Genomic DNA, 4878 nt, shown 5'->3' with positions numbered 1-4878 from the left:
AAGGATGATTACCATCTTGATGTGAGATCTGCTGTACCGGAAGTACGGAAGGTGACGAAACAGAAACTTGCTGGTCCCCTCTCAAGTGCCGAGGTGGTCTTGGCTTGGACACCGGTTTGTTATTTTGCCGACCTGATGTATTGCGAGCATTAGTACCTCGCCCTTGGGAAGATGAGGAGCCTCGTCGAGAGCTGGAACTCGCCTCACTAGATGAAGAACTTGAAAAAACGGTCGTCTTTGGTTTACTTTTCGTACGCGGAAGAGAAGAGCTTGAACGTTCTGGACCTTCAGTGCTTATACCTAAATACCAAACTGTATAATCACCGCCAAAGTCAGTAGTCCTCTCTCTTTTATACAAACGATACATATAAGCACCGCCATCAACAGCTTCAATGCTCTGACCAGAATAATCTGTCAGAGTAAAGTTAGCTCCTCCAATTCTTTCCATAATCAAATTGATCTCGGTTGCAAGACTATTACCCTGAGAGAGAGAGCTTGTAATTTCACTACCAGAATCTGTAACACTTACTTTATGATTACCTGCACCTTCATCAATCGATAAGTAATCACTACGATCACCTGAAGCACTAATATTAAACCGAAAATGTAAATCCCCTGAAAGTCTCTCAACATGAAGTGAAATATGATGTGGATCATAGGGGATAGAATTAAAAATAATAGTCCCTCCCTGACCACCTAAATCTTCAATATTAATCTCAAGTCTTTCTCTGGTGCTACGCTCACCAACCAAAAATATTGTTTCATCGACTCTTCCCTCTATAGAAATCTTTTCTTTTGTAATATGATCTGTGATATCACCAGCGAACAAATAAAGTTTTCCTCCTCCATTGACCCTCACGTCTCCAATCGTATCTTTAGCACCAACATGTAACCACGAGCTAGCAGAATCTCCAATTGTTAGAGTATCTAGCAATCCCTCCGGATATACAACTTGAGTAGCTTCTCCTTTCAGGATAGTACCACGTGATATTCCTCCTGCTAAAACATGCTGCCGACCATTATCAGAAACCTCTGTATACATAGAAACACCACCATCGTGACGGCTTCCCATATAAAGATTTTGTTCTCCATCTTTTCCAACTTTTGTATTCCAAGCCCATGCCCCATCATATACATTTTGCTGCCCCACTGCACCACTATTATCACCATTAACTGTAGCATCATAAGCACTGCTTAGCTTCGGTACCTTTGTAAGATCAAGATTTTTTTCTTCATAAACCAACTGCTTACCCCCACGTATTTTAGTTTCTATAGCAGTTCCTCCACGGGTCACTATTTGCATACCATCTTTTTGAATGGTTGCGCCTATAGAGGTTCTTCCATGATCAACAACCTCTACACTGCCCCCCCCAATCGTAATATTCCTGGTAGGAATTAGGGTGCTCAAAACCAATGCGGAGCCCTTTGGTATTGTCCCTCCACTTTTTATACTTTCTAACTCTGTTAGTGATCTACTCTCAGCTGCACTTATAACTTGTACAAGACAGCTACTCATCATCAATACTGAAAAACCTAATTTGTGCTTACATCGCATAATCTATACTCCACCGTCAATAATTAGACAAATATCCCGCGACTACGTAGGTAATGTACTTTACATTGTATCATAATGTGTTTTATTTATGTCTAGATACAATTTTTAGGTGCGTTATTTTGTTTTATCAATTTTAAATTGATTTTGTATAAATCATAAAAAACTCTTTGCATTTGAAATTGCATGATTTCATAAAGTGCAAGTTATGCCCTTGTCTTTAGAGCATAATTTGCAATATTAATAGTAGTGATTAAGAAACAACGTAGTGATTAAGAAACAACATCGCTTTTAAAGAGAATGTAAAATCATCTCATTCTCTCAAAATTTTTATGAAATCTTATCTGAATATACATGTTGAACTTGAAAAATAATGATATTTCACAAAACGAAAATGAGTGTATAAAATGCATATTAAAATGTATAGCGTAATCCAAAGATCCCTTGAAGAGATTGCTTAATCTTATGTCCTTTCAGGTAATGCGCTTCCGCATAAAGCGTGAGTTTATCATTGACCAAGCTTTTTAAACCAATTCCCAGTTTACCTGCATTTCCTGACATGTCTGTGATAAATTTATGCCGGTTATTAATTGTCGTATGGTTATTATTCACATTCTCACGCAACCAAGCTGCCGTAATATAAGCTGTGAATGGTGTCTGTGTATTCAAAAGAAATTGATGTCCTGTAGTTAATCCAACTTCACTACGTAATGAAGTTGATGGCCTTATATCAGCGGTCATCTCATTAGAAAGCGTAATTTTTTTACCTTCAACTTGTAAACCTGTTAATTTAACATAAGGTTGCATCCAAGTGTTTTGCGCTGGCTCAAAACGACAACCCACTTCAAATGATCCACCTATCGCCCACTGATTATAATTGCCTTGAACAACTGAACCATTTGTTGAAATAGCTTTTAAATTATCTCGGTAATAGTTATATTTTAAAACGCTATCTAGATACCATCCACGATAATCAAAATACGTCGCGTATGCTCCAATACTATAACTATTTACACCACTGTCGCCACCTCGTACATGGAAAACACGTGCTTGATCATAGCTGCCGAAACCACCAACATATAAATCTCCATGTGTTAGTTCATTTAATTGATCGGCACCAAACACTATACCTGTCTGCTCAAGTTTAAAATTTGTATGCCCCGTAGCAACACGCTCTCTACTTTTAATCGCATAAGTCCATACATCTATATCTCTTCTATCTTGATCCAAAACTCCTCTTCCTGTACGCACAATTTGCAACTCATTATGGAAAATAAGTCCAGAAGCTACCGCTGTAGAGAGTATTGCATCAACAGAAGGAGTTGTTGATGACCAACCTGGAGTTAATGGATCCGTTGGATCAGGGAATGAAGTTTCTGGTCCACTAATGCGATCGGCAGATAAAAACCAAGTTTTTCCCTTTTCATCCTTTCTCTGTTGCAAATCATACATATAGGTTCCACCATCGATTGTATGAATTTTTTCTCCAGAAAGATCTGTTAAAATAAAATCAGCTCCACCGCTTTGATCCGTAATTAAATCGCGTTGACTTGAAAAAGGATCTGTGATTTCAACTCCTGAATCAGCCACACTTATTGTATGATTGCCTTTTCCATCTTCAACAAAGAGATAATCGCCACGGTTATGTGCAAGAGTTGTATTAAACTGAAAGTGTAAATTTCCTGAAAGATGATTAACATGAAGCTGAGAGTAATACGGATCAGAGCCAGTAAACGCAAAAATAACACTCCCCTTACCACTTAATTTTTGAATCTGAGAGCCTTTACCATCGAGCTCATCAGCGATAGAGAACAGTTTTGTATCTTGCCCATTTAAAATAACATCTTCTACTGTTGTACGATCTTGATCATTTCCAGCATAAAGATGGAGCTGTCCAGAATGATTCACCAGAGTTTTACCTTCTAATGTTGCCCCAGCACGTACAAATGACTTTGCTTCATCATTCATTGTTAAATTTTGTACAAATCCATCAGTATATACTTCTTGAATAGCAGTCTCATTTAAAGCCACTCCAATAGCCTTGCCTCCTTCTAAGACACGCTGTTTACCACCACGAAAGACTTGTGTATCAAATGCCGTACCACCATTTGTTACACTTTGAGACTTTTTGGCAACCTCCTGCACTCCTCCTTGCATCACTTTCGTATCCCAAGTTACCCCCCCATCATATACTTGTTGTTTCCCTAGTGTTTCATCTTGACCATAAATAACCGTATGAGACGCACTACTTCCTTTAATCTGTCCTCCAACATCCCCTTCTCCAAACACAAGCTGTTCACCACCATAAATTTTGGTTCCCTCTGCTTTTCCTCCATTCCCAACACTTTGCTGTCCTTCTTCTTTAACGACAGCATTTTTTGAAAAGCCTTGTTTTCCTTTTAAAGCGTGAACACTTTCAGTTCCACCACGTTCAATTGTACTATTCTCACTAAGACCTCCTGCATAAACATAAATCTCTGCACCATTTTTTACTGTATTATTAATAGACCGCCCTGGATCATCTTTCTCACCATCATTGGAAATGTAGGCTTTACCACCATTATCAAGAACAAAGTTTTCTAACAGAGCTCCATCTTTAATCAAAATAAGTTCAGGTTTTTGAAATGTTACAGTATTTCGTCCCTGCGCATTCTGCTCAACATTGAGACTATTATTATCATTGAACCTCTGCAATTTTCTGGACAATATCGCTGTATTTTTATCTGTAGCCATGCCACTAAGCTGTTCAAAAAAACCTGTCTCAATGCGTCCCCCTAAAATAAAATCAATTTTAGATATCCCATTGATACACTTTTTCGTTCCTAAAACCTCGTTATCATAGTAGGTATAGAAGAGTTTCTTGTTTTTACCATAATTCGAAGGTTGACAAAGAGACTGCCCTTTCCCTTCGCTTGCAGAAGCTACTTGCACAAAACAACCGAACGCCATAAGTGCTCCAAAACTACATTTCCATTTATATTGCATAGCTATATCCTCCCCCTTCATGCCTGAGCAGACATCAAGTTAATTAGCTCTGCAAAATATATTTTCAATTAAAAATTGAAAATAATTTACTTTAATACTTTGTTAATATTATAAAAATTGCTTTCAGCACTCCATAAATACTCATATTTTATCAAGAATGAAAACAAAGCCTATCTTGTGTTTTACATTTGCTTTTTATCAAATAAAAAAATGAGATATATAGAAAAAACTACCCCTCTACGAAGTAAACAACTTCCACAATAAAGACACCTCAAAATGCTCTGATATTCTCATCACCGCGCACCTCTCTTGAGAGGGGTGAATACCTATTTACATCAAAC

At 37.8% G+C, this 4878-nt stretch carries 2 protein-coding genes; both read right to left on the bottom strand.

Features of this window, described 5'->3' with window-relative positions; translation table 11 throughout:
- A partial coding sequence (locus ABID23_RS07565; protein WP_354190841.1) for a pertactin-like passenger domain-containing protein occupies positions 1-1555 on the bottom strand: 1555 nt, incomplete at its 3' end.
- Positions 1556-1966: 411 nt separating this feature from the next.
- Positions 1967-4537, bottom strand: coding sequence for a BafA family autotransporter (bafA, locus tag ABID23_RS07560; protein WP_354190839.1), 2571 nt, complete (start codon positions 4535-4537; stop codon positions 1967-1969).
- Between the last annotated feature and the right edge of the window lie 341 nt (positions 4538-4878).

The organism is Bartonella silvatica (genome assembly GCF_040545155.1).
Taxonomy (GTDB): domain Bacteria; phylum Pseudomonadota; class Alphaproteobacteria; order Rhizobiales; family Rhizobiaceae; genus Bartonella; species Bartonella silvatica.
This window is presented reverse-complemented; position numbering and strand designations above follow the sequence as displayed.